Here is a 24,828-nt window from a genome sequence, read left to right as displayed (position 1 = left end):
AAGAGGCGCGAGGCGCCGAACCGCCGCGAAAGACCCTGTACTGGCTACAAATTCTGGTACTGAGCTGCCGCATTGCTCAGAATCCTGCCAATCTCTTCCCGCAAGCCGGCAGGCTGCTCTACCACCACCCTGTCCCCATGGCTCAACAACCACCAGCGTAATGGCCAGCCGTCACTTACCGTGCCGCGTAACCGATGCCCATGCTCCAGTGCCGTCAGTTGCATGTCGCTGCTCAATGGCGCATCCCGCAACTGCCGCGCCAGTGCATCGCTGATTCGCGCAACCAGCTCCACGCCCTCACCCTGCGATGGCTGCAACGCATCCCCTCGCAGATGTGTCAGCAAGTCGAAATTGCCGCGCAATTCGCCCACGGCACTGGCCGACCAATGCCAACCGAACGGAATGCTCTTGTCATTGCGCTCCAGCGGGAATATCAGCGAAAGCTCGTTGAGGTCACGCTCGACAGTGCGTTTGCTGACCGTGAAGCCCACGTCACGCAGGCGCCAGACCAGCTCGGCGCTGGTTATGCCTGGGGAACGGCTGGGCAACTGGCGCAGCAGCGCCCACTGTCGGCTAAGGGTGGCGCGAGTGGTGGCGAACGGCAAAAGATAACGTCCTTGTCTAGGCTTGCCGCAATAGGATGGCGGCATGCGAGGGGCATGGCAATTGGCCACAGCCTGCTCAGATCAAGGAAGTCGCATTTGGTTGCCTCGTGCCGGTTCGTTCGCGACAGGTTTTGACGTGACATCACGCAGAATCACGCCTCATCACAGCCGAAGGTTGGGGTTGTGCGTCGTTCAATGAGGATGAACATGTCTGTTGCCAGCAATATCCATTCGCTACTTGCCCGCCTTCTGCCCGAGCGGGTCATCGCCCCTCCTGCCCCTGCAGGACGGCGACAGCGGCTGTTCTCCGGTGTGGGCTTGCCCAGCCAGCGGTCGCTGCTGGTCAACCGCCTGGATGAGGCCAACGACCTGCAGGCGGTGTACGTCGACCTGCGGCGTCAGGCATTGCAAGGCAGCGTGTCCGCATTGAACGACCTCGGCTGGATCTGGCTCAACGGCAAGTACTGGCGGGCCGATACCGTGCTGGCCGGGCACCTGTTGCGCATGGCGGCCCTGCAGGGCAATGCTGCTGCCTGGTTCAACCTTGGCCAGCAGCACTACTTCGGCAAAGGCATCGACCCTTCCTATGTGCAGGCGGCGGAGTGTTACCGGCAGGCCTTCGACCGCGGCATGCTGCATGCCGCCGCCGCACTGGGTGACCTGTATGAGGAGGAGGTGTGCGACGGTGACCTGGAATGGCAGGTTGACCTGGTGCAAGCCTACCAGTGGTTCATGCGTGGCGCCGAACAGGGCGAGGCGCGTTGTCGTTTTGAAGTGGGCTACCGGTTGATGCATGGGCTGCACGTAGAGGCCAACCTCAAGGCAGCGCTGTACTGGCTTGAGCTGGCAGCAGCGGCGGGGGTGGTGCAAGCGGCAGAGGAGCTGGCGGTGCATTTCAGCAGCCGTGATGCGGTGCGGTATCAGGAGTGGCGGGACCGGGCGGTGCAGATGGGCAGCACATTGGCCTTGACCATGAAGCTGGAAGACCAGATCCATCCCTGAGTATTTCTCTTCAGTGCTGACTGAAAAATGAACAACATTTAACCAGGCTATCCGTCGCCCCCTGTTGACGACAGGGGGATGTCGGGGCGTATATTGATAGTTAGCAAACTATGAATATACTTGGTTCTCTTCATGTCCCTTGATTTCCTGCGCCTGCAAGTCAGCAGTGGCCTGGTAGTCGCTGCCCGCCACTGGCGGCGCATCTGTCATACCGCCTTGACCGGCTACGGCATTTCCGAGGCCTGCGCTGCGCCTTTGCTGATGATCGTGCGCCTGGGCGACGGCGTGCACCAGGTGGCTGTGGCCCAGGCCGCCGGCCTGGAAAGCCCGTCGCTGGTACGCCTGCTTGACCAACTGTGCAAAGCTGGCCTGGTGTGCCGCAGCGAAGACCCACTGGATCGCCGCGCCAAGGCACTGCGCCTGACTGCCGAAGGCCGTGCCCTGGCCGAAGCCATTGAAGCCGAACTGGTGCGCTTGCGCCGCGATGTGCTCGGCGGTATCGATCAGGCCGACCTGGAAGCTGCCTTGCGTGTGCTTCGTGCCTTCGAGGCTGCCGGCCTGGGCAGCGCAGGCGGGGTGGCATGAACGGTTTCTTCAGCTCTGTCCCTCCGGCCCGTGACTGGTTCTACGGCGTGCGCACCTTCGGCGCGTCCATGATTGCCCTGTACATTGCCCTGCTCATGCAACTGCCGCGTCCCTACTGGGCCATGGCGACGGTGTACATCGTCTCCAGCCCCTTCGTCGGCCCGACCAGCTCCAAAGCGTTGTACCGTGCCGTCGGCACGTTGCTCGGCGCTGGCGGGGCAATCTTCCTGGTGCCGCCGCTGGTGCAGTCACCGTTGCTGCTGAGCATCGCCGTTGCCCTGTGGACCGGCACCTTGCTGTTCCTTTCGCTGAACCTGCGCACGGCCAACAACTACGTGCTGATGCTGGCCGGTTATACCCTGCCGATGATTGCCTTGGCCGTGGTGGATAATCCGCTGGCAGTGTTCGATGTGGCTTCTTCTCGTGCGCAGGAAATCTGTTTGGGAATTGTCTGCGCGGCAGTCGTCGGGGCTATCTTCTGGCCACGCCGGCTGGCGCCGGTGGTAGTCGGTGCCACCGGAAACTGGTTCAACGAGGCGATTCGCTACAGCGACACCTACCTGGCCCGCGATGCCAGCGCTGACAAGGTCGGCGGTTTGCGCGGGGCGATGGTCACTACCTTCAACTCGCTGGAGCTGATGATCGGTCAGCTCGCCCACGAAGGTGCCGGCCCGCATACCCTGAAGAACGCCCGCGAATTGCGTGGGCGGATGATCCATCTGCTGCCGGTGATCGACGCCCTCGACGACGCACTGGTAGCCCTGGAAGGCCGCGCCCCGGCCCAGTTCGCCCAGCTTCAACCCGTGCTGGAAGCCGCTCGTGAATGGCTCAAAGGCACCGCCGACAGCGCTTCGGTAGCGCACTGGGCCACGTTGCACGAGCAGATCGGCCGCCTGCAGCCCGCTACAGCCGCCCTCGACCAGCGCGCCGAGCTGCTGTTGTCCAACGCCCTGTACCGCCTGACCGAATGGGCCGACCTGTGGCAGGACTGCTGCACCCTGCAGCACGCCCTGCGTACCGATGATGCCAAGCCTTGGCGTGCGGTGTATCGCCACTGGCGGCTGGGCCGCCTGACAGCGTTTTTCGATCGTGGCCTGATGCTCTACTCGGTAGCCTCCACGGTTCTGGCGATCGTGGTCGCCTGCGGCCTGTGGATCGGCCTGGGCTGGAACGACGGCGCCAGTGCGGTAATCCTCGCGGCAGTTGCGTGCAGCTTCTTCGCCGCCATGGACGACCCGGCACCGCAGATCTACCGGTTCTTTTTCTGGACGCTGATGTCGGTCATCTTCTCCAGTCTGTACCTGTTTTTGGTACTGCCCAACCTGCACGACTTCCCGATGCTGGTGCTGGCCTTTGCCGTGCCGTTCATCTGCATAGGCACCCTGACCGTACAGCCGCGCTTCTACCTGGGCACCTTGCTGACCATCGTCAACACGTCGACCTTCATCAGCATCCAGGGTGCCTACGACGCCGACTTCTTTACCTTCCTCAACTCCAACCTTGCCGGCCCCGCGGGCCTTCTGTTCGCCTTTATCTGGACCCTGGTGATGCGCCCGTTCGGCGTGGAACTGGCGGCCAAGCGCATGACCCGCTTCGCCTGGCGCGACATCGTCGAAATGACCGAGCCTGCGACATTGGCCGAACACCGCCAGGTTGGCGTACAGATGCTCGACCGCCTGATGCAGCACCTGCCACGTCTGTCGCAAACCGGCCAAGACAGTGGTGTGGCACTGCGTGACCTGCGCGTAGGGTTGAACCTGCTCGACCTGCTGGCGTACATGCCGCGCGCCGGCCAGCAGGCTCGCGAGCGCCTGAACACTGTGGTCGAGGAAGTCGGTGCGCACTACGCCGCCTGCCTGCGTGCTGGCGAACGCCTGCATGCCCCGGCCGCACTGCTGCGCAACATGGAACGCGCTCGCCTGGCGCTGAACCTGGATGAGCTGTACGAGCGCGGCGATGCCCGCACCCACCTGCTGCATGCCCTGAGTGGCCTGCGCCTGGCGCTACTGCCGGGGGTGGAGGTGATGCTCGAACCCGCCGAACAACCGCAACTGCCCCCCGGGCTCGACGGAGCGCCCTTGTGATTGGTGAACTGGATATCAGCGGGGTGTTTCTGCCCACGCTGCTGGTGATGATGTTTGGCACCTACCTGCTGTTCCTGGGGGTGCACGCGGTGCTGGTGCGCCTGCATTTCTACCGCCTGGTCTGGCACCGGGCGTTATTCAACGTTGCCCTGTATGCCGTGCTGCTCGGCGCGGTGGACCACTTTTGTCGAAACCTGATGCTGCCATGAAAAAACCTTTGCTGACCTTGGGCCGTGTGGTCCTGACCTTGCTGGTAGTGACCTTCGCCGCCGTGCTCGTGTGGCAGATGGTGGTCTACTACATGTTTGCCCCCTGGACCCGAGACGGCCATATCCGCGCTGACGTGATCCAGATCGCCCCCGATGTGTCGGGATTGATCCAGAAGGTCGAGGTGCGCGACAACCAGACCGTCAAACGTGGCGACGTGCTGTTCACCATCGACCAGGACCGCTTCACCCTGGCCCTGCGTCAAGCCAAGGCAACCCTTGGCGAGCGCCAGGAGACCCTGGCCCAGGCTTCCCGCGAAGCGCAGCGCAACCGCAAGCTGGGCAACCTGGTGGCCGCCGAGCAACTGGAAGAAAGCCAGTCCCGCGAGGCCCGTGCCCGTTCGGCTGTCAGCGAGGCGCAAGTGGCTGTCGATACTGCCCAGCTCAACCTTGACCGCTCGGTGGTGCGCAGCCCGGTAGACGGCTACCTCAACGACCGCGCGCCGCGTAACCACGAGTTCGTCACTGCTGGCCGCCCGGTGCTTTCGGTGGTCGACAGTGCCTCCTACCACGTCGACGGCTACTTCGAGGAAACCAAGCTGGGGGGTATCCATATTGGTGACGCCGTGGATATCCGCGTGATGGGCGACAACACCCGCCTGCGTGGCCATGTGCAGAGCTTCGCCGCTGGCATCGAAGACCGCGACCGCAGCAGTGGCGCCAACCTGCTGCCCAACGTCAACCCGGCGTTCAGCTGGGTACGCCTGGCCCAGCGCATTCCGGTGCGCATCGCCTTTGACGAAGTGCCGCAAGACTTCCGCATGATCGCCGGGCGTACTGCGACGGTGTCGATCATCGAGGGCCAGCGCCCATGAAACAGCTGATCCTGGCTGGCCTGTGCCTGTCGCTGGGGGCCTGCATGATGGTGGGGCCCGACTATGAGGTGCCTGGGGATGCGGCCGTGCAACGCAATGACCTGAACGGCCCGCTGCGCCAGGATGCCGACAGCGTCGTGTCAGCGCCGGTCCCCGAGGACTGGTGGCAGCTGTATCAGGATCAGCGGCTGAACGAGCTGGTGCGTCAGGCGCTGAGTGCCAACACCGAACTGCGCGTGGCGGCAGCCAACATTGCCAAAGCTCGCGCTCAGGTGGAGGTGGCTGAATCGCAAGGCGGCTTCAACGGTGGCGTCAAACTCGGCGCTCAGCGCTTGCAGGAGTCGGGCGAAGCCTTCCTGCAGCCTGAGAAGGTGCCGGTAGCCAACATCGGTGAGGCCATCATCAGTGCTTCGTACCAGTTCGACCTGTGGGGCACCTTCAAGCGTGGTACCGAGGCTGCCAAGGCAAATGCCGACGCGGTGCAGGCCGCTGCCGACACTGCCCGCATCACGCTTGTGGCGGACGTGGTCAAGGCTTATACCCAGGTGTGCTCGGCCAACGAGGAATACCACATTGCCCGTGAGTCCCTCGATTTGCAGGAGCAAAGCGTGAAACTCAACCAGCGCCTGCGCGATGCTGGGCGTGGCGATGAAACCCAGGTCACTCGCTCGCAGACCCAGTTCAAATCCTTGCGTGCAGAACTGCCACGCTTCAAGGCCGAACGCGAGACGGGCATGTACACCCTGGCCGCGCTGCTGGCCAAGCCGGTCGACCAGTTGCCTGCCGGTACCGCCGATTGTGCCGAGTTGCCGCACCTGAACCAGCTGGTTCCTGTGGGCGATGGCGCGGCCCTGCTCAAGCGCCGCCCCGACGTGCGCCAGGCCGAACGCCAGCTGGCTGCCGCCACCGCCTATATTGGCGTGGCTACCGGCGCGTTGTACCCGGATATCAGCATTGGCGCCCAGGTTGGCACCATCGGCATCCTGGAGAACCTTGGCGAGCCTTCGACCAACCGCTGGGGCTTTGGCCCGCAGATCAGCTGGAGCATCCCCACCAACGGCACCCGTGCCCGCATTCGCATGGCCGAGGCCTCGACCCAGGCGGCCCTGGCGCACTTCGATGGCGTGGTGCTGAACGCCATTCGCGAGACCCAGACCCGGCTGGCACAGTACAGCGCCTTGCTCGATCGGCGCGATGCGCTGGCCGAGGCGGAGAAGTCGGCGAAGGAAGCCGCGGACCAGACGCACCGGTATTACCAGGCAGGGCGTGAGTCGTTCCTGGCGGATTTGCAGGCCACGCGAACCTACACCGATATGCGTGCGCAGTTGGCTGCAGCCAATAGTCAAGTGGCGCAGGGGCAAATTGCCGTGTTCCTGGCGTTGGGTGGGGGTTGGAAGGGCACCGCCAAGCCCTGATGCGGTCCTTGAGGGCAGGTCCGCTATGCCCTCCACTTCATCTGATTTGTAGCAAGATTTTTCATGAAATCTGCCCAGCACCCTTGAGTGAAGCAAAGTGGAAGTGAACAATGTTCTCTTTCGCATTTCCTCCGAGACTGGCCATGAAAACCCGTTCCCGTCTGCTTGCCTGGCTGCCGGCTGCATTGCTCGGCCCGGTGCTGGCGCTGTGCAGCACCTTGGCGCTGGCCGAGTCCCCCGCCGAGGCTGCCAAAGCCCAGCACTTGCTGGACTACATTGGTGCCGACTACCCGCCGACCGTGCAGGACGGCAAGGTGATCGACGAGGGCGAATACCGCGAGCAACAGGAGTTCAGTGCGGTATTGGCTGACCTGGTCAAAGGCCTGCCCGCAAATACTGAACAAGCGGCTTTGGAACAGGGCGTCCAGGCGCTGCGCCAGGCCATCGACCAGCGTCAGGAAGGTACTGCGGTCGCCAAACAGGCCCGGCAGCTGGGTGCGCGACTGGCGGTGGCCTACGAGGTCAGCCAGGCCCCGGTGATTACCCCGGACCCCGCCCGCGGCGCTGCGCTGTACGCACAGAACTGCTCGATCTGCCACGGCGACACCGGCGCGGGCGATGGCCCGGCTGGCGTGGGGCTGGAGCCTGCACCCGCCAACCTGCGCGATGTCTCGCGCCTGGACCAGTTAAGCTTGTTCGACCTCTATAACACCCTGGCCCTGGGTATAGACGGCACCGAAATGCCGTCGTTTGCCGACCAGCTGGACGACCGCCAACGCTGGGATGTGGCCGCGTATATCGCCAGCTTCACCGCCAAGCCGGAAGCGGGCAAAGGTGACAAGACCTGGAACCTCGCCGACCTGGCTCGCCAAACCCCGGCCGAAGTCGCCGTCAACGAAGGCACTGCGGCCGTCGAGGCATTCCGCGCCCAGCGTGCCCAGCCGCCGCAGGTAAAGCGCGGGCCGGCGCAATTGCTCGAATACACTGCCAGCACACTGGACAAGAGCCTGGCGGCCTACCGCGCAGGCGACCACGATCAGGCCTATGACCTGTCGGTGGCGGCCTACCTGGAGGGTTTCGAGCTGGTGGAAAGCTCGCTGGACAACATCGATACCCAGGCGCGCAAGGACACCGAAAAATCGCTGATGGCCTACCGTCAGTCCCTGCAGGACGGCCTGCCCGTGGAGCAGGCCGAACAGCGTCTGGCCGACGCCAAAACCAAGCTCGAGCAGGCGGCCAAGCTGCTGGGCAGCGATGGCCTGAGCTGGACGCTGAGCTATATCTCCGGTTTGCTGATCCTGCTGCGTGAAGGCCTCGAGGCGATTCTGGTGCTGGCGGCGATCCTGGCCTTCCTGCGCAATACCGGGCAGCAGTCGGCAGTGCGCAGCGTCAACATCGGCTGGGGCCTGGCGCTGGTTGCCGGCTTCGCCACCTGGGCGCTGGCGGCCTATGTGATCGATGTGGGGGGCGCTCAGCGCGAGCTGCTGGAAGGCTGCACGGCGTTGTTCGCCGCGGTAATGGTGCTGTGGCTTGGCGTGTGGATGCATGACCGCCGTCACGCTGCCGCCTGGAAGGACTACGTCAAGAGCAGCCTGGTCAGCGGTGGCGGGCGTTTCGGCTTTGCTGTGCTGGCATTCTTCTCGGTATACCGCGAATTGTTCGAAGTGATCCTGTTCTACGAGACCCTGTGGCTGCAGGCAGGCCCTGCCGGGCATCAGGCGGTGCTGGCGGGTGGCGCGACGGCATTGTTGCTGCTGGTGGGCCTGGCCTGGGTGATTCTGCGGGGCTCGGCCAAGTTGCCACTATCGCTGTTCTTCAGCATCAACGCCGCACTGCTGTGCGCGCTGTCGGTAGTATTCGCCGGGCATGGCGTGAAGGCGTTGCAAGAGGCCGGTGTGCTGGGCACACGGCCAGTGGCGTTCTTTGAGTTCGACTGGCTGGGGATTCATGCCGATGCCTACTCGCTGTCGGCGCAAGCGGTGGCCTTGCTGGCCATCGTGTTCCTTTACGGCCGCTCGTGGCTGGCCGAAAAGCGCAGTGCTGCGGCCAACTGACTGGAGCCTGCGCGGTCCCACAGGGACCGCGCAAGGTCTCAGATCTTGCGCAAGCCTGATGTTCAGGCCGGCTGTGGCGCCTTGAGAATGTTCTGTAGCAATTGGACACTTTCAACGGCGTCATGACCCAGGCTGGTCAGGTAGCCGCCATCCGGCTGATCGGTCAGCCCCTTCTCATGCAGGCGTTGCGCAGCCGCGATCAGGGCAGGGGATGCGGTGCTGGTTATCTTGATGCCTTCCTGGCTGCTGTCGTGTTTGAACAGCGCGAGTACTTCCATTTCGTCGATCAAATCGGGGGTAAAAGGCATGGCGACTCCTGACTTCCAGACAAGGATTGCGGCACATTCTACGGTGCCTGATCTTCGAGTGTAGCCGGGTTATTCGTCGTCGCCTTGATCCATCTCAGGCGGCAGCTCCGGCAGTGCCCGCAGAGCGTTCTCATACCACTCACCGTTGAACGCACGGTCCTCTACCAGCATGTTGTCGATTTCGAAGGCCAGCACATGGGCCATCAGGTTCAGAATGTCTTCACGCTCATAGCCGACCAGCGTCAGCTTGTTGAACGTGGCCTTGGCCGCAGGCGGCTCGCCGCTTTCGATCTGGTTTTCGATGGCTTGGGTCAGCGTTGCCTCGGCGAAGGCTTCGTCGTCGTCATTGTCGATGTCGGTGGGCTCGCTCATCGCGGTACTCCTAGGATGGGATGCAACAGTGTGCCATGGCTATGGCGGCAATGCCCGGGCATTGACGGGGTGCATGACGCTGGTCAGTGGCAGGTGTTCAGTCTATAAAGGCCACGCCAACCCCTTACGGCCTGGAGGCTGTTTCGTCATGCTCAAGCTTTATGGATTCTCGGTCAGCAACTACTACAACATGGTCAAGCTGGCCCTGCTCGAAAAAGGCCTGCCTTTCGAGGAAGTCACCTTCTATGGCGGCCAGGCGCCACAGGCGCTGGAAGTGAGCCCACGGGGCAAGGTGCCGGTGCTTGAAACCGAGCATGGCTTCCTCAGCGAAACCAGTGTGATCCTCGACTATATCGAGCAGACCCAGGGCGGCAAGGCACTGCTGCCAGCCGACCCGTTCGGCCAAGCCAAGGTGCGGGAGCTGCTCAAGGAAATCGAGTTGTACATCGAGCTGCCTGCGCGTACCTGCTACGCCGAGTCCTTCTTTGGCATGTCGGTCGAACCGCTGATCAAAGAGAAAGCGCGTGCTGACCTGCTGGCCGGGTTTGCCACGCTCAAGCGCAACGGGCGCTTTGCACCTTATGTTGCGGGCGAGCAACTGACACTGGCAGACCTGATGTTCTGCTTCTCGGTCGACCTGGCCAACGCGGTGGGCAAGAAGGTGCTGAACATCGACTTCCTGGCGGACTTCCCGCAGGCCAAGGCGTTGCTGCAACTGATGGGGGAGAACCCGCACATGCCGCGGATCTTGGCGGACAAGGAAGCGTCGATGCCGGCCTTCATGGAGATGATCCGCAGCGGCAAGCGCTGAGTCTGGTGTTGAGCCCTTCGCGGGCATGCCCGCTCCCACAGGTCTGCACCGTTTTTGAAACTTGTGCATTACCTGTGGGAGCGGGCGTGCCCGCGAACGAGGGCGAAGCCCTCGCCTTGGGGGATTAGCGAGACGCCAACAGGGCCTTGCCACGAACGACGGCAGCACGCACCTGCGCCGGCGCCGTACCACCAATGTGGTCACGCGCATTCACCGAGCCTTCCAGCGTCAGCACGGCAAACACGTCCTGCTCGATCTGGTCGCTGAATTGGCGCAGTTCGTCCAGGCTCATCTCGGCCAGGTCCTTGCCAGTGTCCACACCATACTTCACCGCGTGGCCAACGATCTCGTGGCAGTCACGGAACGGCAGGCCACGGCGAACCAGATAGTCAGCCAGGTCGGTAGCGGTGGAGAAACCGCGCAGGGCCGCTTCACGCATGATGGCGTGCTTGGGCTTGATCGCCGGGATCATGTCAGCGAAGGCCCGCAGCGAGTCGCGCAGGGTATCGGCGGCGTCGAACAGCGGTTCCTTGTCTTCCTGGTTGTCCTTGTTGTAGGCCAGCGGTTGGCCTTTCATCAGGGTCAGCAGGCCGGTCAGGGCGCCGAACACGCGGCCGCTCTTGCCACGTACCAGCTCTGGCACGTCCGGGTTCTTTTTCTGCGGCATGATCGAGCTGCCAGTGCAGAAGCGGTCCGGAAGGTCGATGAACTGGAACTGCGCGCTGGTCCACAGCACCAGCTCTTCGGAGAAGCGCGAAAGGTGCATCATCGCCACGCTGGCAGCGGCGCAGAATTCGATGGCGAAATCACGGTCCGACACGCCATCCAGCGAGTTGCCGGCCACGGCTTCAAAGCCCAGCAGCTTGCAGGTCAGTTCACGGTCGATCGGGTAGGTGGTGCCGGCCAGCGCGGCGCTGCCCAGTGGCATGCGGTTGGTGCGCTTGCGGCAGTCGACCAGGCGCTCATAGTCGCGGCTGAGCATTTCGAACCACGCCAGCAGGTGGTGGCCAAAGGTGACCGGCTGCGCCGTCTGCAGGTGGGTGAAACCAGGCATGATGGTTTCGGCTTCACGCTCTGCCTGCTCCAGCAGGCCCTGCTGCAGGCGGGTGATTTCGCCCAGGATCAGGTCGATTTCGTCGCGCAGCCAAAGGCGGATGTCGGTGGCCACCTGGTCGTTGCGGCTACGCCCGGTATGCAGCTTCTTGCCGGTGATGCCGATGCGGTCGGTCAGGCGTGCTTCGATGTTCATGTGCACGTCTTCGAGGTCGACACGCCAGTCGAAGTTGCCGGCTTCAATCTCGCCCTGGATGGTTTTCAGGCCATCGATGATGGTGTCGCGCTCGGCATCACTGAGCACGCCGACCTGCGCCAGCATGGTGGCATGGGCAATCGAACCCATGATGTCGTGACGGTACAGGCGCTTGTCGAAATCTACCGAGGCGGTGAAACGGGCGACGAAGGCGTCGACGGGCTCACTGAAGCGGCCGCCCCAGGACTGATTGGTCTTCTCGGTGCTCATGGATTCACTCATTGCAGGCGTGAACGAAAAAGTGGCGTCGATGATAGCAGGGTTGGGCTGGCTGCCGCAGGGCGCCGGTCGAGAGAAATGCCCGGAAAATCGCAGAGAAGGATTTCAAGGAATGAACGGCAGTGTTCCACGGACCGTCTACAGTTGGACAAAGGACTGGCAGTGAATCTGCCGGGCCGAGTGAATCTTTGGCCATCGCACCGGTCTAGAGCGTGACCGCAGTGTCGCTCGAACCACACCTGTCTACGCTATACCTGTGCGAGACTCATTCAGGAATCCAGCGCAATTATGAATGTCCTGATCGTTGATGACGAACCCCAAGGCCGTGAACGCCTCACCCGGCTGCTCGGCGAACTGGAGGGTTACACTGTGCTGGAGCCCAGCGCCACCAACGGCGATGAGGCCTTGGCGCTGATTGAAAGCCTCAAGCCCGATGTGGTCCTGCTGGACATCGGCATGCCAGGCCTGGATGGCCTGCAGGTTGCCGCTCGCCTGTGCGAACGCGAGGCGCCGCCCGCGGTGGTGTTTTGCTCCGGGGATGATGAATACGGTGCAGAGGCATTCAAGGACAGTACCCTCAGCCATGTGACCAAGCCCTTCCAGGCCCACGCCTTGCGCGATGCCTTGCGCAAGGCCGAAAAACCCAACCGCGCCCAATTGGCGGCGCTTACCCGGCCGGCCAATGAAGGCGGCGGCCCACGCAGCCATATCAGCGCCCGCACGCGCAAAGGCATCGAACTGATCCCGTTACCCCAGGTGATCTATTTCATTGCCGACCACAAGTATGTGACCTTGCGTCACGAAGCCGGTGAAGTGCTGCTTGACGAGCCACTCAAAGCCCTGGAAGACGAATTTGGCGAACGCTTCGTGCGCATCCATCGCAATGCGTTGGTCGCCCGCGAGCGCATCGAACGCTTGCAGCGCACCCCACTGGGTCACTTTCAGCTGTATCTGAAAGGCCTGGACGGCGATGCCTTGACCGTCAGCCGTCGCCATGTGGCCGGTGTGCGCAAGATGATGCAGACCCTCTGAGGCCCTTGGACTCGGCCCGCACCTGTACCTGACTGCGTATGACCTGTTGATCCGTATCTGCAAGCGATACCGGCGATGCTGTTATGATCGACGGTATTTCTCTGGATCGGGGCGTTTCATGTCCACTCGCGAAATCCGCATTGCCACCCGTAAAAGTGCTTTGGCCCTGTGGCAGGCCGAATACGTCAAGGCCCGCCTCGAGCAGGCCCACACCGGTCTGCAGGTGACCCTGGTACCCATGGTCAGTCGCGGTGACAAGTTGCTCGACGCGCCGCTGGCAAAAATCGGCGGTAAGGGGCTGTTCGTCAAGGAACTGGAAACCGCGCTGCTGGACAACGAAGCCGACATCGCCGTGCACTCGATGAAAGACGTGCCCATGGACTTCCCAGAGGGCCTGGGCCTCTACTGCATCTGCGAGCGTGAAGACCCGCGTGATGCCTTCGTTTCCAATACCTTTGACAGCCTCGAAGCGCTGCCCGCCGGCAGTATCGTCGGTACCTCAAGCCTGCGCCGTCAGGCCCAGTTACTGGCTCGCCGCCCGGACCTGCAAATCCGTTTTCTGCGCGGCAACGTCAACACCCGCCTGGCGAAACTGGATGCCGGCGAGTACGACGCCATCATCCTCGCCGCCGCGGGCCTGATCCGTCTGGGCTTCGAAGACCGCATCACCTCCACCATCAGCGTCGATGACAGCCTGCCGGCAGGTGGTCAGGGTGCGGTGGGCATCGAGTGCCGCAGTGCCGACGTTGAGATTCATGCACTGCTGGCGCCACTGCACCATGTCGACACCGCTGACCGGGTGATCGCCGAGCGCGCGCTGAACAAACGCCTGAATGGTGGCTGCCAAGTGCCGATCGCCTGCTACGCGGTTCTTGAAGGTGATCAGTTGTGGCTGCGTGGCCTGGTGGGCCAGCCTAGCGGCGGGACCTTGCTGGTGGCCGATGCCCGTGCACCCCGTGCCGCTGCCGAGGCCCTGGGCGTACAGGTGGCCGAAGACCTGCTGGGGCAGGGCGCCGAGGCCATTCTGAAGGAAGTCTACGGCGAGGCCGGTCACCCGTGAGCCAATGGCGCCTGTTGCTGACCCGGCCTGCCGAGGACTGCGCGGCGCTGGCGCAAAGCCTGGCGGCAGCGGGAGTGGGCAGCAGTTGCCTGCCCCTGCTGGAGATTGAACCCATTACCGTGCAAGCCCCACAGCGGCTGTCGCTGGAAGGCTTGCATGACTTCCAGGCGATCATTGTGGTCAGCAAGCCGGCCGCCCGGCTGTTGCTTGAGCATCTGGCCGAGACCAGCATCCGGCCACCGCAGCGAGGCTGGTTCACCGTGGGTGAGGCAACCGCTGGTGTGCTGCAGGGTGCTGGGCTGAAGGTTTGCTTTCCGCCGCGTGGCGATGACAGCGAAGCCTTGCTGGCACTGCCGGCCCTGCGCCAGGCACTTACCGAGCCGGCACCGCGTGTCTTGATCGTTCGCGGCGTCGGAGGTCGCGAACTGCTGGCAGAGCGTCTTGCAGAGCAAGGTGCTAGTGTCGAATATCTGGAACTGTATCGTCGCTGCCTGCCGGCCTACCCGGCGGGTACGCTGATGCGCCGCATTGAAGCGGAACGCCTCAATGGCCTGGTGGTCAGCAGTGGGCAGGGTTTTGAACATTTGCAGCAGATGGCCGGTGTCGATTGGCAGCGGTTGGCCCAGTTGCCGCTGTTCGTGCCCAGCCCGCGGGTCGCCGAGCAGGCCAAGGCCGCAGGGGCCCAACAGGTTGTGGATTGCCGTGGCGCCAGTGCCACGGCCTTGCTGGCAGCCGTGCAGCGTAGCGCTGCACCTGCCTCTTAAGGCGCTAAGCTGAATGCGGTGCGCCCCCATGCAAAGGATGGATACGTGAGCGAGACTGTCTTGTCCAATAACGATAAACCGTCGGCGCAGGCGCCTGCGGAACCCGTTACCACCCCACCTGCCAAGCGCTCCGGCAGTGGCCTGGCAGCGCTGGCCTTGCTGCTTGGTGCGGCCGGGGTGGCGGTAGGTGGCTGGGGTGTCTGGCAGGTGCGTCAACTGCAGGGCAGTGAGTTCAACCAGGGCCAGCACATCGAGGCGCTGAGCCAGCGCGCCGAGGCGCTGCAGCAACGTGAACAGCAGATCAGTGCGCAACTGGCCAGTCTGCCAGCCGCCAGCGAGCTGGAAGACCGCCGGCGTTTGGTAGCCCAGTTGCAGGGCGACCAGCAGCGTCTCAGCCAGCGCCTGGAAACCGTGCTGGGAGAAAGCCGCAAAGAGTGGCGCCTGGCCGAAGCCGAGCACCTCCTGCGGCTGGCTACCCTGCGCCTTTCGGCGTTGCAGGACATCACCAGTGCCAAAGCCCTGGTCGAAGGCGCCGACGAGATCCTGCGCGAGCAGAGCGACCCGGGTGCCTTCGCCGCCCGCGAGCAACTGGCCCGCAGCCTGGCCACGCTCAACAGCACTCAGCAACCGGACCGTACTGGCCTGTTCTTGAAACTGGCTGCGCAGCGTGAGCTGGTACAGCAGCTGAGCGCCCAGTCCCCCGAGTTCGACAGTAACGCCGATGCGCTTGGCGCCCTGACCGCCGACGGTGATGGTGCCAGCAGGCTGTCGCAGTGGTGGGCAGAAATATCCAAGTACTTCCAGATCGACTTCAATGCCGATGAAAACGTGCGTCCGTTGCTGGCAGGGCAGCAACTGAACCAGCTGCGTCTGGCCCTGAGCCTGACTATCGAGCAGGCCCAGTGGGCGGCGCTCAATGGTGATGCCAAGGTTTACACCCAGGCGCTGGACGACGCCCGCAGCGTACTGCTGGCCAACTTCAACGCAGACAACCCGCAAAGCAAGGCCATGCTCGACAGCCTTAATGCCTTGGCCGATCAGCCGGTGTCGGTGGTTACCCCTGACCTTAGTGAAAGCCTGGCGGCAGTGCAGGCCTATATTCAGCGCCGTCACCTGCCGGCCGAGGCTGAAGGGGGCAAGCCATGAAGCGTGTCTACCTGTTGGCCGTGCTTGCGATCGTGGTTGCTGCGGCACTGGGCATCGCGGTTGCCAAGCACAGCGGCTATGTACTGATTTCCTATGGTGGCTTCCGTTATCAGTCGGGGCTGTGGGCAGCCTTGGCGGGTATTTTGGCGGTCGTCCTGCTGCTGTGGTTGCTGCGCTATCTGGTCGGCCTGGTGCTGACTTCCAGTGGTGTGGTCAACCCATGGTCACGGCGTAACCGCAGCCGACGTATCCGCCTGGCGATCGAACAGGGCCAGCTCGATCTTGCCGAAGGCCGCTGGGCCAGTGCCCAACGGCACTTGCACCGTGCCGCCGAGGCGGAGCGCCAACCGTTGCTGTACTACCTTGGTGCCGCGCGTGCTGCCAACGAGCAAGGCCGTACCGAAGACAGCGACAACCTGCTGGAGCGTGCCCTGGAGCGCCAGCCGCAAGCGGAGCTGGCCATTGCCCTGACCCATGCCCAGTTGCAAATGGACCGTGGCGAAAACGATGGGGCCCTGGAAACCCTGCTGGCCATGCAGGAACGCCACCCGCACAACGGCCAGGTGCTGCGCTTGCTGCAACGCCTGTACGTGGAGCGCGGCGACTGGTCTGCACTGATCCGCCTGCTGCCCGACCTGCGCAAGGGCAAGGTGCTGCCGCCCGCCGAGCTGGCTGCTCTGGAACAACGCGCCTGGGGCCAGAATCTGAGCCTGGCGACCACCCGTGGCGAAGATGCGCTCAGTGCACGTCAATCCTTGGAGCGCGCCTGGCAGCAGCTGACCGCAGCCCAGCGCCAGGAGCCGCAACTGGTGCTGGCGTACGCCGAGCAATTGCGCCAGGTAGGTGCCCAGAACGAGGCCGAACAGGTGCTGCGCACGGCCCTCAAGCGCGACTACGAAAGCCACCTGGCCCGCCTTTACGGGCTGGTGCGTGGTGATGACCCGGTACGTCAGTTGCAAACCGCTGAAGGTTGGCTCAAGGCTCACCCGCAAGACGCCAGCCTGCTGCTGACCCTGGGCCGTCTTAGCCTGCAGAACCGCTTGTGGGGCAAGGCGCGTGACTACCTGGAAAGCAGCCTGCGCATGGAGCGCAACCCCGAGGCCTGTGCAGAGCTGGCCCGCCTGCTCGCGGGGCTGGGCGAGACGGAGCGCAGCAATCAGCTGTTCCAGGAGGGCCTTGGCCTGCTGGACGAGCGCCTGCTGGCGCTGCCTTTGCCAGAAGGCGTGCGCGCCTGACCTACCCCAAGGCCCGCGCAAAGGTGCGGGCATTGGGGGCAGGTAATTTATCTTTCGCTGTCAGTTTGATCTGAAGCCTATTTCTTCCGTCGCCTCCTACGGCATATCTGGAAATTTCCTACGCGATTCAGTGACTTGTCGTTGCTGTCGTGCCTTGAAACAAAGCGTGTCTTTCCTCTACCGTTTCAAGCCACTACTTTTTCCCCGGGACCTTCACCGCCCATGCTGCCGGCCCGTTTGCGCACCTTTTTTCTTCCTGCCTGCCTGGTCGCACTGGCAGTACTGGTTGCGTCTTTCCGTCTGGAAAACACAGTGGGGCTGATGCCGTGCCCATTGTGCCTCAGCCAACGGTTGCTGCTTGGCGGGTACGCGCTCCTGTGTTTCGCAGCCGTGCTGCAGGCGCCGGGCACGCGGGGCGTCCTTCGTTATGCTCGGCTGGCGCTGGGCTGCTCGCTGGCCGGCGCTTTGCTGGCAGCACGGCATGTCTGGTTGCAGGGGGCTGAGGGGGTCAATGAGGTATGTCCGGTGCCGATCGGGCGAGTGTTCGAGCAATCCTGGAGTGAGGCGGCACGGCAACTGCTGCTGGGTGGCCCGGATTGCCGTTCGCTTGCCTGGAGTTTTCTCGATCTGACACTGCCGGAATGGAGCCTGTTGGCCTTCCTGCTGCTGGCGGTGCTGCCCTTGAGTTGCCTGCTGGCGTATCGTTTCCGCACCTTGGCAAGAACATGACCTGGCGCAAGGTTGTGCCATTAGCGCGACCAATGGTGATGTAACAGGGTATTAAACACTTGTATGAACTTTGTGTGCTGCGTACCTTGAAGGGCAGCACGCGCGGGAATAATCTCCCAGCACGCATACCGGAAAAACAACTGCTCGATGCCGTCCTGCTGATGTCACCTTTGTGCTGCGCGGTCGTGGTGCGAGGTGCAGCGGCATCTACCCAGAAGGGAAGAGATCGCCATGCTCGATAGTTGTCAGAACGCCCAGGAACGCTGGGGTGGGGTTCACAAGCTGATCGACCGTTGGCTGGAGGAGCGCCAGGAACTGGTGCAGGCTTTTCGCGCCCTGCGCGATGTGAGGCCAGCCTTCGCCGACAAGGACACCAACGGGGACTTTTGCACCCTTCTGGTCGACTACGTTTCGGCGTGGCACTTCGAAGTCTGCGAGCAACTGGTCAGCGAGGCCAAGGCGTTCGGAGACAAGAAGGCGCTGAAACTGGCCGAAGAGATCAACCCACGGATCAACGACAGTACTCAGATCGCACTGGCCTTCAATGACCATTGCACCAAGGGGGAGTGCAAGGACACCGAACGCTTTGCCGAGAAGCTGGCCAAATTGGGCGGGTTGTTGCATGAGCGCTTCGAGCTTGAAGACTGCCTGATCGAAGTGCTGCACAACGCACACAAGGAAGAGGGTGCAGTGCAGGCCTGAGGTTGGCGTCAGTCGCCAACCGCCAGCAGTTCGATCTCGAATACCAAGGGGGTGTAGGGTGCAATCAGGTCTCCCGCCCCCTCGGCGCCATAGGCTTGCGCTGAAGGAATTACCAGGCGCCATTTGGCGCCGGTGTGCATTTTCGGCAAGGCGACCTGCCAGCCTTCGATAACCGAATCCAGGTTGAACCATTGGGGGGTCTGGTTCTGGTCGAATATTGAGCCGTCCGGCAATCTGCCCACATAGCGCACCTGCACTTTGCCGCCCGCTTTCGGCTGTATACCCGTGCCTGGTTGCAATTCGCTGTACAGCACACCTTCCGTTAGTTCGTGCACCCCATAACGCCCACGTTCATTAGCCATGAAACGCGTTTCGGCGGCCTGCAGCTTTTGCACAGCGGCGTCGCCTTCCTGGGTTTCATGCTGCTGCAGCACCGCCTGCATGCGTGCCTTGTCGAGTTTCAGGGGTTGCCCCTGATAGGACTGCTTCAGGCCTTCGACCAGTGCGTCCAGTTGCAAACCAGGCATCTCCTGGCGCAGGCGCTCACCCAGGCTGGCACCCAGGCTGTAGGCCAAATCGTGGTCGTCGTTGTCGGCCAAGGCGAGGGGTGCCATCAGGCATAAGCCTAAAACAAGATATCGAGGCAACGCCTGACTCCCAAATACCAGCAATGATTAATTCAGCAACTACACTTTCACGCAGCTGCAAGATAACAACTTTGCCCAGGCATGCAACGCGGCGTAAACATTACGGTCAACATGCCCTAGCGGCGGTAGCAGCAGAAGCATAGTATGAGCCGCAATCTCGTCAGCCAGGAGGTAAACCATGTCGGCCAAAAAGAAGCCAGTAAGTACGCCGTTACACCTGCTCCAGCAACTTTCGGGCAGCTTGCTCGAACACTTGGAAGAGGCCTGCTCGCAAGCGCTGGCTGATGCGGAAAAACTGCTGGCGAAGTTGGAAAAGCAGCGTGGCAAGGCGCAGGAAAAATTGCACAACGGTCGCCTGAAACTGCAAGACGCGGCCAAGGCAGGTAAAGCCAAGGCGCAAAGCAAGGCGCAAAAAGCCATCGGTGAACTTGAAGAGCTGCTCGAGTCTCTCAAGGAGCGTCAAACCCAGACGCGCTCTTACATTCAGCAACTCAAACGCGATGCTCAGGACAGCCTCAAGCTGGCTCAGGGTGTAGGCAAGGTACGCGAAGCTGCAGCCAAGGCCCTTGATCAACGTGCGGCCAAACCGGCTGCCAAGGCAACCGCTGCCGCCAAGCCTGCGGCCAAACCGGCTGCCAAGGCGACCGCTGCTGCCAAGCCGGCGGCCAAACCAGCTGCCAAGGCGACCGCTGCCGCCAAGCCTGCTGCCAAACCGGCTGCCAAGGCGACCGCTGCCGCCAAGCCTGCGGCCAAACCGGCGGCCAAGGCGACCGCTGCCGCCAAACCTGCGGCCAAACCGGCTGCCAAGGCGACCGCTGCCGCCAAGCCTGCGGCCAAACCGGCGGCCAAGGCGACCGCTGCTGCCAAGCCTGCAGCCAAACCGGCTACCAAGGCGACCGCTGCCGCCAAACCTGCGGCCAAGCCAGCTGCCAAAGCCCCTGCTGCCAAGCCAGCCGCAAAACCAGCTGCCGCCAAGGCACCTGCACGCACGGCCGCCAAACCCGCTGCTAAGCCTGCTGAAGCCAAGCCCGCTACACCACCGGCGGCCACAACCAACTCGGTGAGCCCGGCTGCTGCTGCACCGTCGGCACCTGTGAGTACTCCGGCTCAGGCACCTTCGGCGTCCTGAAGCGCAGCCGCTGCGACGCGCAACTGAACTAGCGCGTCATGATGCAGAGCCTGGTCCGGTGCCAGCCGGGCCAGCCAGTCGCCCGCGGGCTCATGGGAGCCCACGGGCCACTGTTGCGAGCGTTCCTGCAACCGCTCCAGCAAGGCTTTTTCAGCCTGCAACTCCAACCCCTTCACCTGCTCACGTAATGCCGCCAGTTGTGTATCACCCGATGCTGTGGCTCGCCATTGCTGGCGCAGGCTGCGCAGCGGGGCGACCACGTCACGCTGCCAGGGCTCGGCAAGTTCCTGCAGTGCTTGCGCGCGTTCGTCCAGTACGGCCACACCACGTGCTTGCAGCCAGGTCGCGCACAGCAGCAGGCAGACATCGCCGCCCAGTGCCTGCAGTTCAAGGCAGGCGGCTTCCACGCCGGGCCTGGCATACAGGGCAAGGGCGTAATTCCACAGGTCGGTGTGCATGGTTCCACTCGCGCTATGGGCCGAGGAAGCTGGTAGACTCCGCGACCATCATGATCAGACTATCCAACCTCACTTTACAGCGTGGTCCGCAGCGCTTGCTAGAAGGCGCCGAGATGACCCTGCACGCCGGTCACAAGGCCGGCCTGATCGGCGCCAACGGCGCCGGAAAATCCAGCCTGTTCGCCTTGCTGCGCGGTGAGCTGTCGCCCGATGCCGGTGACTGCCAACTGCCCGGTGACTGGCGCATCGCCCACATGCGCCAAGAGGTCGACACCCTCGACCGCCTGGCTGTGGACTATGTGCTTGACGGCGACGTACGCCTGCGCAAGGTCCAGGCCGAACTGGCCGCGGCCGAGCAGGCCCACGACGGCACCGCCCTGGCGCGCCTGCACAGTGAGCTGGAAAGCGCCGACGGCTATACCGCCGACGCCCGTGCGCGCAAGTTGCTGGCTGGGCTGGGCTTCACCAACGAACAGATGGACCGCCGTGTCGGCGATTTCTCTGGTGGCTGGCGGATGCGCCTGAACCTGGCCCAGGCACTGATGTGCCCGTCCGACCTGTTGCTGCTCGACGAGCCCACCAACCACCTCGACCTCGACGCGATCCTGTGGCTGGAAGACTGGCTCAAGGGCTACCCCGGCACGTTGTTGCTGATCTCCCACGACCGTGACTTCCTCGATGCCGTGGTCGACCATGTGCTGCACGTCGAGCAGCGCAAGCTCAACTTGTACAAAGGCGGCTACACCGCCTTTGAGCGCACCCGTGCCGAGCGCCTGGCGCAGCAGCAGCAGGCCTACGAGAAGCAGCAGGCGCAGCGCGCGCACATGGAGAAGTACATTGCCCGCTTCAAGGCGCAAGCCACCAAGGCCCGCCAGGCGCAAAGCCGGATCAAGGCCCTGGAGCGCATGGAAGAGCTGTCGGCAGCGCATGTCGATTCACCGTTCGACTTTGTCTTCCGTGAATCGCAGAAAATTTCCAGCCCGTTGCTGAGCCTTTCCGAAGGTCGCCTCGGTTATGGCGACAAGGCCATCCTCGACAAGGTCAAGCTGCAGCTGACCCCGGGTGCTCGTATTGGTCTGCTCGGGCCCAACGGCGCCGGCAAGTCGACCCTGATCAAGAACCTTGCAGGTGAGCTGGAGCCGTTGTCGGGCCGCCTGGTTCGTGGCGAGAACCTGGCGGTAGGCTACTTTGCCCAGCACCAGCTGGACTCGCTGGACGACAAGGCCAGCCCCCTGCTGCACTTGCAGCGCATCGCCCCTACCGAGCGTGAGCAGACGCTGCGCGACTTCCTTGGCGGCTTCGACTTCCATGGTGCCCGCTGCGACGAGCCGGTGGTTAACTTCTCCGGTGGCGAAAAGGCCCGCCTGGCACTCGCGCTGATTGCCTGGGAGCGGCCAAACCTGCTGCTGCTCGACGAACCGACCAACCACCTCGATCTGGAAATGCGTCTGGCGCTGACCATGGCCTTGCAGGAGTTTGCCGGTGCAGTGGTGGTGGTGTCCCACGACCGTCATTTGCTCAAGAGCACCACGGACGACTTCCTGCTGGTGGCCGACGGCAAGGTCGACACCTTCGACGGTGACCTGGAGGACTACAGCCGCTGGCTGGTCGAGTACCGCCAGCGCAGTGCGCCGGCCAGTACTGCACCGGCCAACCCGGACAAGACCGACAAGAAAGCCCAGCGCCAGGCTGCCGCAGCCTTGCGTCAGCAGTTGGCACCGCACAAGAAGGCTGCCGACAAGCTGGAAACCGAGCTCAACCAGGTGCACGCGCAATTGGCCGAGATCGAGACCGCGCTGGGTGATGGTGGCCTTTACGATGCGGCGCGCAAGGACGAGTTGCGCGACCTGCTGGCGCGGCAGACCAAGCTCAAGCAACGCGAAGGCGAGCTGGAAGAGGCCTGGATGGAAGCGCTGGAAACCCTTGAAAGCATGCAGGCCGAACTCGAGGCGTTGTCCTGATGGAGGAACTGCGTTCGCTGCTGCCAGGGCAATGGATGGACACCTTCTGGCTGGGTTTGCAGATCCTCTTGATCCTGGCAGCGGCGTTCATCCTGCAACGTATCGTCGCCCGCGGGCTGAGCCGCCTGGGCCAGCGTTACCCGTTACCGCCGGAGCTGCTGGTGCCCGTGCGCGGCGGCCTGCGCTGGCTGATCATGGGCAGCGCGCTGCTGTTCGTGCTGGAGCGCATGGGTGTTTCGGCAACCGTGTTGTGGACAGCACTTTCCGGCTTCGTAGCGGTAGCGGCGGTGGCCTTCTTCGCCATGTGGAGCGTGCTGTCCAACCTGTTGTGCGCGGTTTTGATCTTCACGGTCGGGCCGTTTCGCATCGGCGATGTGGTCGAGCTGGTCGACACCCTCGACAAGCCAGGCGTGAAAGGCCGGGTGATCGCTATCAACCTGCTGTTCACCACCCTGCTGGAAGTGCCCGAAGCGGGCGGGGCGCTGGTGCAGGTGCCCAATAGTCAGTTCTTCCAGAAGTCCGTGCGGCGCTGGCGCGGGGCCGAGGTACAGGCCCTGCACAAAGAAACAGCTGCCGAAGCGGACTGAGCCTGCACTGGCCACACAAATCCATCAGAAATCACTGGTTATTTTTTCGCCAAGACCTTAGCTTAACGTTTTGCAACAAATGTTCGAGCGAGGTGTGTGATGTCGATGGAAGTATGGTTAGGCTTTTTTGCCGCCTGCTGGGTGATCAGCCTTTCACCCGGTGCCGGGGCAATTGCCTCGATGTCCAGCGGCCTGCAATACGGCTTCTGGCGTGGTTACTGGAACGCCCTGGGCCTGCAGCTGGGCCTGATCATGCAGATCGCCATCATCGCCGCCGGCGTCGGTGCCGTCCTGGCTGCCTCGGCCACGGCGTTCCAGGTCATCAAGTGGTTTGGCGTCGGCTACCTTGTGTACCTGGCCTACAAGCAGTGGCGTGCCCTGCCGATGGACATGAGCGATGAATCAGGCGTGCGCCCGATCGGCAAGCCGCTGAGCCTGGTGTTCCGTGGTTTCCTGGTCAACATCAGCAACCCCAAGGCGCTGGTGTTCATGCTGGCGGTGCTGCCGCAGTTCCTCAATCCCCATGCGCCGCTGCTGCCGCAATATGTGGCGATCACCGTGACCATGGTCACGGTCGACCTGCTGGTGATGGCGGGATACACCGGGTTGGCTTCGCATGTGTTGCGCATGCTGCGCACGCCCAAACAGCAGAAGCGTTTGAACCGCACCTTTGCCGGGTTGTTCATTGGTGCAGCCACCTTCCTGGCGACCTTGCGCCGCGCGCCGGTCTGACAGACCGCATACAGGCCATTCGCGGGCAAACCCGCGATTGGCCCATCACTATTTCTGCTTGTCCACCAACCCCTTCAGCAGATCTATCGGCAGCGGGAAGACGATGGTCGAGCTCTTGTCCCCGGCAATCGTCCCCAGTGTCTGCATATAGCGCAACTGCATCGCCCCCGGTTCCTTGCTCAGCATTTGCGCGGCTTGCATCAGTTTCTCCGACGCCTGCAGTTCACCCTCGGCATGAATCACCTTGGCCCGACGTTCGCGCTCGGCCTCGGCCTGGCGGGCGATGGCGCGTACCATCGACTCGTTCAGGTCAACGTGCTTGATCTCGACGTTGGCCACCTTGATGCCCCAGGCATCCGTCTGCGCATCCAGTACCTGGCGGATGTCCAGGTTCAGTTGCTCGCGTTCTGCCAGCAGCTCATCCAGTTCGTGCTTGCCCAGCACCGCACGCAGGGTCGTCTGGGCCAGCTGGCTGGTCGCCACCAGAAAATCCTCGACCTGAATGATCGCTTTCTGCGGGTCGAGCACGCGAAAGTACAACACTGCGTTGACCTTGACCGAAACGTTGTCGCGGGTGATCACATCCTGCGGCGGTACATCCAGTACCACCGTACGCAGGTCGACCCGTACCATTTGCTGGATCACCGGGATCAACAGGATCAGCCCTGGCCCTTTGACCTGCCAGAAGCGCCCCAGCTGGAACACCACGCCCCGCTCGTATTCGCGCAGGATGCGAAACGCCGACAGCACCAGCATGGCCAGCACGATCAGCACAGCGCCGAAACCGACTTGCATGAACAT

At 63.0% G+C, this 24,828-nt stretch carries 26 protein-coding genes; 19 read left to right on the top strand and 7 right to left on the bottom strand.

Going from position 1 to position 24,828, the window contains the following annotated elements; all coding sequences use genetic code 11:
• Nucleotides 1–44: 44 nt before the first annotated feature.
• Nucleotides 45–605, bottom strand: coding sequence for a WYL domain-containing protein (locus tag ACF8O8_RS10490; protein WP_003255912.1), 561 nt, complete (start codon nucleotides 603–605; stop codon nucleotides 45–47).
• Between the two features lie 207 nt (nucleotides 606–812).
• Between ACF8O8_RS10490 and ACF8O8_RS10485 the strand changes: the two genes are divergently transcribed.
• From ACF8O8_RS10485 to ACF8O8_RS10455, 7 genes are all read left to right on the top strand, one after another.
• Nucleotides 813–1,607 carry a tetratricopeptide repeat protein gene (locus ACF8O8_RS10485; RefSeq protein ID WP_020190728.1) on the top strand — a complete coding sequence of 265 codons (795 nt, stop codon included), beginning with the start codon at nucleotides 813–815 and terminating at the stop codon, nucleotides 1,605–1,607.
• Between the two features lie 132 nt (nucleotides 1,608–1,739).
• The gene (locus ACF8O8_RS10480; protein ID WP_010951563.1) at nucleotides 1,740–2,192 is read left to right on the top strand and encodes a MarR family winged helix-turn-helix transcriptional regulator; all 453 of its coding nucleotides are present in this window, start codon (nucleotides 1,740–1,742) and stop codon (nucleotides 2,190–2,192) included.
• Complete coding sequence (locus tag ACF8O8_RS10475) at nucleotides 2,189–4,276, top strand: FUSC family protein (RefSeq protein ID WP_392509641.1); 2,088 nt, start codon at nucleotides 2,189–2,191, stop codon at nucleotides 4,274–4,276. Before ACF8O8_RS10480 ends, ACF8O8_RS10475 begins: the two co-directional genes overlap by 4 nt.
• A complete protein-coding gene (locus ACF8O8_RS10470) occupies nucleotides 4,273–4,485 on the top strand; it encodes a DUF1656 domain-containing protein (protein ID WP_003255905.1) in 213 nt (70 codons plus the stop codon). Before ACF8O8_RS10475 ends, ACF8O8_RS10470 begins: the two co-directional genes overlap by 4 nt.
• Complete coding sequence (locus ACF8O8_RS10465; RefSeq protein WP_010951565.1) at nucleotides 4,482–5,357, top strand: HlyD family secretion protein; 876 nt, start codon at nucleotides 4,482–4,484, stop codon at nucleotides 5,355–5,357. The genes ACF8O8_RS10470 and ACF8O8_RS10465 overlap by 4 nt, the downstream gene beginning before the upstream one ends.
• Nucleotides 5,354–6,772: an efflux transporter outer membrane subunit gene (locus tag ACF8O8_RS10460; protein WP_010951566.1), complete on the top strand. Its 1,419-nt coding sequence runs from the start codon at nucleotides 5,354–5,356 to the stop codon at nucleotides 6,770–6,772. The genes ACF8O8_RS10465 and ACF8O8_RS10460 overlap by 4 nt, the downstream gene beginning before the upstream one ends.
• A gap of 110 nt (nucleotides 6,773–6,882) precedes the next feature.
• Nucleotides 6,883–8,826 (top strand): FTR1 family protein, encoded by a 1,944-nt coding sequence (locus ACF8O8_RS10455; RefSeq protein ID WP_392509640.1) that lies wholly within the window; start codon nucleotides 6,883–6,885, stop codon nucleotides 8,824–8,826.
• A gap of 62 nt (nucleotides 8,827–8,888) precedes the next feature.
• Here the strand turns inward: ACF8O8_RS10455 and ACF8O8_RS10450 are convergent, their stop codons facing one another.
• The gene (locus ACF8O8_RS10450) at nucleotides 8,889–9,134 is read right to left on the bottom strand and encodes a TIGR02647 family protein (protein ID WP_003255900.1); all 246 of its coding nucleotides are present in this window, start codon (nucleotides 9,132–9,134) and stop codon (nucleotides 8,889–8,891) included.
• A gap of 69 nt (nucleotides 9,135–9,203) precedes the next feature.
• Nucleotides 9,204–9,506 carry a hypothetical protein gene (locus ACF8O8_RS10445; protein ID WP_010951568.1) on the bottom strand — a complete coding sequence of 101 codons (303 nt, stop codon included), beginning with the start codon at nucleotides 9,504–9,506 and terminating at the stop codon, nucleotides 9,204–9,206.
• Nucleotides 9,507–9,654: 148 nt separating this feature from the next.
• Here ACF8O8_RS10445 and ACF8O8_RS10440 point away from each other — a divergent pair, with 148 nt between their 5' ends.
• Entirely contained in the window at nucleotides 9,655–10,317 is a 663-nt protein-coding gene (locus tag ACF8O8_RS10440; RefSeq protein WP_179052529.1) for a glutathione S-transferase, read from the top strand.
• 124 nt (nucleotides 10,318–10,441) lie between these two features.
• Here ACF8O8_RS10440 and argH read toward each other — a convergent pair whose 3' ends face one another.
• Nucleotides 10,442–11,836: an argininosuccinate lyase gene (argH, locus tag ACF8O8_RS10435; RefSeq protein ID WP_049588037.1), complete on the bottom strand. Its 1,395-nt coding sequence runs from the start codon at nucleotides 11,834–11,836 to the stop codon at nucleotides 10,442–10,444.
• A 297-nt stretch (nucleotides 11,837–12,133) separates the two neighbouring features.
• On the opposite strand from argH, the gene ACF8O8_RS10430 reads away from it, so the two are divergent.
• The 7 genes from ACF8O8_RS10430 (at nucleotide 12,134) to ACF8O8_RS10400 (ending at nucleotide 18,513) form a co-directional block, all read left to right on the top strand.
• On the top strand, nucleotides 12,134–12,877 hold the full coding sequence (locus tag ACF8O8_RS10430; RefSeq protein ID WP_010951571.1) for a LytTR family DNA-binding domain-containing protein: 744 nt from the start codon (nucleotides 12,134–12,136) through the stop codon (nucleotides 12,875–12,877).
• Between the two features lie 118 nt (nucleotides 12,878–12,995).
• Nucleotides 12,996–13,937, top strand: a complete 942-nt coding sequence (gene hemC / locus ACF8O8_RS10425) for a hydroxymethylbilane synthase (RefSeq protein ID WP_003255895.1) — start codon at nucleotides 12,996–12,998, stop codon at nucleotides 13,935–13,937.
• Nucleotides 13,934–14,701: a uroporphyrinogen-III synthase gene (locus ACF8O8_RS10420; RefSeq protein ID WP_392509639.1), complete on the top strand. Its 768-nt coding sequence runs from the start codon at nucleotides 13,934–13,936 to the stop codon at nucleotides 14,699–14,701. The genes hemC and ACF8O8_RS10420 overlap by 4 nt, the downstream gene beginning before the upstream one ends.
• 45 nt (nucleotides 14,702–14,746) lie before the next feature.
• On the top strand, nucleotides 14,747–15,847 hold the full coding sequence (locus ACF8O8_RS10415) for a uroporphyrinogen-III C-methyltransferase (protein WP_198747267.1): 1,101 nt from the start codon (nucleotides 14,747–14,749) through the stop codon (nucleotides 15,845–15,847).
• Nucleotides 15,844–17,082, top strand: a complete 1,239-nt coding sequence (locus ACF8O8_RS10410) for a heme biosynthesis protein HemY (RefSeq protein ID WP_020193158.1) — start codon at nucleotides 15,844–15,846, stop codon at nucleotides 17,080–17,082. Before ACF8O8_RS10415 ends, ACF8O8_RS10410 begins: the two co-directional genes overlap by 4 nt.
• Nucleotides 17,083–17,304: 222 nt before the next feature.
• Nucleotides 17,305–17,811 (top strand): disulfide bond formation protein B, encoded by a 507-nt coding sequence (locus ACF8O8_RS10405; RefSeq protein ID WP_392509644.1) that lies wholly within the window; start codon nucleotides 17,305–17,307, stop codon nucleotides 17,809–17,811.
• 231 nt (nucleotides 17,812–18,042) lie between these two features.
• Nucleotides 18,043–18,513 (top strand): Rsd/AlgQ family anti-sigma factor, encoded by a 471-nt coding sequence (locus tag ACF8O8_RS10400; RefSeq protein WP_020193160.1) that lies wholly within the window; start codon nucleotides 18,043–18,045, stop codon nucleotides 18,511–18,513.
• A gap of 8 nt (nucleotides 18,514–18,521) precedes the next feature.
• Here the strand turns inward: ACF8O8_RS10400 and ACF8O8_RS10395 are convergent, their stop codons facing one another.
• Nucleotides 18,522–19,160, bottom strand: a complete 639-nt coding sequence (locus ACF8O8_RS10395; RefSeq protein ID WP_392509638.1) for an FKBP-type peptidyl-prolyl cis-trans isomerase — start codon at nucleotides 19,158–19,160, stop codon at nucleotides 18,522–18,524.
• 178 nt (nucleotides 19,161–19,338) lie between these two features.
• On the opposite strand from ACF8O8_RS10395, the gene ACF8O8_RS10390 reads away from it, so the two are divergent.
• Nucleotides 19,339–20,289, top strand: a complete 951-nt coding sequence (locus ACF8O8_RS10390) for an AlgP family protein (RefSeq protein WP_392509637.1) — start codon at nucleotides 19,339–19,341, stop codon at nucleotides 20,287–20,289.
• On the opposite strand, the gene ACF8O8_RS10385 is transcribed toward ACF8O8_RS10390, so the two are convergent.
• Nucleotides 20,268–20,747 (bottom strand): TIGR02444 family protein, encoded by a 480-nt coding sequence (locus ACF8O8_RS10385; RefSeq protein WP_392509636.1) that lies wholly within the window; start codon nucleotides 20,745–20,747, stop codon nucleotides 20,268–20,270. The genes ACF8O8_RS10390 and ACF8O8_RS10385 overlap by 22 nt on opposite strands.
• Before the next feature lie 50 nt (nucleotides 20,748–20,797).
• Here ACF8O8_RS10385 and ACF8O8_RS10380 point away from each other — a divergent pair, with 50 nt between their 5' ends.
• The 3 genes from ACF8O8_RS10380 (at nucleotide 20,798) to ACF8O8_RS10370 (ending at nucleotide 24,027) form a co-directional block, all read left to right on the top strand.
• Nucleotides 20,798–22,708: an ATP-binding cassette domain-containing protein gene (locus tag ACF8O8_RS10380; protein WP_010951580.1), complete on the top strand. Its 1,911-nt coding sequence runs from the start codon at nucleotides 20,798–20,800 to the stop codon at nucleotides 22,706–22,708.
• On the top strand, nucleotides 22,708–23,295 hold the full coding sequence (locus ACF8O8_RS10375) for a mechanosensitive ion channel family protein (protein WP_010951581.1): 588 nt from the start codon (nucleotides 22,708–22,710) through the stop codon (nucleotides 23,293–23,295). Before ACF8O8_RS10380 ends, ACF8O8_RS10375 begins: the two co-directional genes overlap by 1 nt.
• A gap of 99 nt (nucleotides 23,296–23,394) precedes the next feature.
• A complete protein-coding gene (locus tag ACF8O8_RS10370) occupies nucleotides 23,395–24,027 on the top strand; it encodes a LysE family transporter (RefSeq protein WP_010951582.1) in 633 nt (210 codons plus the stop codon).
• A 48-nt stretch (nucleotides 24,028–24,075) separates the two neighbouring features.
• Here the strand turns inward: ACF8O8_RS10370 and ACF8O8_RS10365 are convergent, their stop codons facing one another.
• On the bottom strand, nucleotides 24,076–24,828 hold the full coding sequence (locus ACF8O8_RS10365; RefSeq protein ID WP_392509635.1) for a slipin family protein: 753 nt from the start codon (nucleotides 24,826–24,828) through the stop codon (nucleotides 24,076–24,078).

It is taken from the genome of Pseudomonas sp. TYF_14, from assembly GCF_043105275.1.
Lineage (GTDB): Bacteria > Pseudomonadota > Gammaproteobacteria > Pseudomonadales > Pseudomonadaceae > Aquipseudomonas > Aquipseudomonas alloputida.
The sequence above is the reverse complement of the archived record's forward strand: the minus strand, read 5'-3'. Positions and strand labels throughout refer to the sequence as shown.

Coding starts and splice junctions, on each gene's coding strand:
- ACF8O8_RS10485 (WP_020190728.1), top strand. CDS start 813: ATGTCTGTTGCCAGCAATATCCATTCGCTACTTGCCCGCCTTCTGCCC.
- ACF8O8_RS10480 (WP_010951563.1), top strand. CDS start 1,740: ATGTCCCTTGATTTCCTGCGCCTGCAAGTCAGCAGTGGCCTGGTAGTC.
- ACF8O8_RS10475 (WP_392509641.1), top strand. CDS start 2,189: ATGAACGGTTTCTTCAGCTCTGTCCCTCCGGCCCGTGACTGGTTCTAC.
- ACF8O8_RS10465 (WP_010951565.1), top strand. CDS start 4,482: ATGAAAAAACCTTTGCTGACCTTGGGCCGTGTGGTCCTGACCTTGCTG.
- ACF8O8_RS10460 (WP_010951566.1), top strand. CDS start 5,354: ATGAAACAGCTGATCCTGGCTGGCCTGTGCCTGTCGCTGGGGGCCTGC.
- ACF8O8_RS10455 (WP_392509640.1), top strand. CDS start 6,883: ATGTTCTCTTTCGCATTTCCTCCGAGACTGGCCATGAAAACCCGTTCC.
- ACF8O8_RS10450 (WP_003255900.1), bottom strand. CDS start 9,134: ATGCCTTTTACCCCCGATTTGATCGACGAAATGGAAGTACTCGCGCTG.
- ACF8O8_RS10445 (WP_010951568.1), bottom strand. CDS start 9,506: ATGAGCGAGCCCACCGACATCGACAATGACGACGACGAAGCCTTCGCC.
- ACF8O8_RS10440 (WP_179052529.1), top strand. CDS start 9,655: ATGCTCAAGCTTTATGGATTCTCGGTCAGCAACTACTACAACATGGTC.
- argH (WP_049588037.1), bottom strand. CDS start 11,836: ATGAGCACCGAGAAGACCAATCAGTCCTGGGGCGGCCGCTTCAGTGAG.
- ACF8O8_RS10430 (WP_010951571.1), top strand. CDS start 12,134: ATGAATGTCCTGATCGTTGATGACGAACCCCAAGGCCGTGAACGCCTC.
- hemC (WP_003255895.1), top strand. CDS start 12,996: ATGTCCACTCGCGAAATCCGCATTGCCACCCGTAAAAGTGCTTTGGCC.
- ACF8O8_RS10410 (WP_020193158.1), top strand. CDS start 15,844: ATGAAGCGTGTCTACCTGTTGGCCGTGCTTGCGATCGTGGTTGCTGCG.
- ACF8O8_RS10405 (WP_392509644.1), top strand. CDS start 17,305: ATGCTGCCGGCCCGTTTGCGCACCTTTTTTCTTCCTGCCTGCCTGGTC.
- ACF8O8_RS10400 (WP_020193160.1), top strand. CDS start 18,043: ATGCTCGATAGTTGTCAGAACGCCCAGGAACGCTGGGGTGGGGTTCAC.
- ACF8O8_RS10390 (WP_392509637.1), top strand. CDS start 19,339: ATGTCGGCCAAAAAGAAGCCAGTAAGTACGCCGTTACACCTGCTCCAG.
- ACF8O8_RS10385 (WP_392509636.1), bottom strand. CDS start 20,747: ATGCACACCGACCTGTGGAATTACGCCCTTGCCCTGTATGCCAGGCCC.
- ACF8O8_RS10380 (WP_010951580.1), top strand. CDS start 20,798: ATGATCAGACTATCCAACCTCACTTTACAGCGTGGTCCGCAGCGCTTG.
- ACF8O8_RS10375 (WP_010951581.1), top strand. CDS start 22,708: ATGGAGGAACTGCGTTCGCTGCTGCCAGGGCAATGGATGGACACCTTC.
- ACF8O8_RS10370 (WP_010951582.1), top strand. CDS start 23,395: ATGTCGATGGAAGTATGGTTAGGCTTTTTTGCCGCCTGCTGGGTGATC.
- ACF8O8_RS10365 (WP_392509635.1), bottom strand. CDS start 24,828: ATGTTCATGCAAGTCGGTTTCGGCGCTGTGCTGATCGTGCTGGCCATG.